The organism is Flavobacterium cupreum (genome assembly GCF_003996965.1).
GTDB lineage: Bacteria > Bacteroidota > Bacteroidia > Flavobacteriales > Flavobacteriaceae > Flavobacterium > Flavobacterium cupreum.
This window is the reverse complement of sequence record NZ_QWDM01000276.1, coordinates 1-206: the sequence shown is the minus strand read 5'-3', so window position 1 is coordinate 206 and position 206 is coordinate 1. Positions and strand designations below refer to the sequence as shown.

Sequence of the window (206 nt, the reverse complement as noted above, 5' to 3'; positions counted from 1 at the left end):
ACAATGTGGCTACGAGTGTAGAATCAATACCAAATACAGTTGCTTTTACAGCCTTTGTACCGGACGTAGTGAGTTACTCAGATTACTATCCTTTTGGAATGCTGGTACCAAACCGTCATGCCGACACTGAAGAATACCGTTACGGGTTCCAGGGGCAGGAGAAAGACAAGGAACTTAAAGGGGAAGGGAACTCGCTTAACTATACC

The 206-nt window shown here is 45.1% G+C and carries 1 protein-coding gene; it reads left to right on the top strand.

The window, feature by feature from the left end; all coding sequences use genetic code 11:
* Positions 1-206 (top strand): hypothetical protein (locus D0817_RS25990; protein WP_161568501.1); only part of this gene is annotated, 206 nt, incomplete at both ends.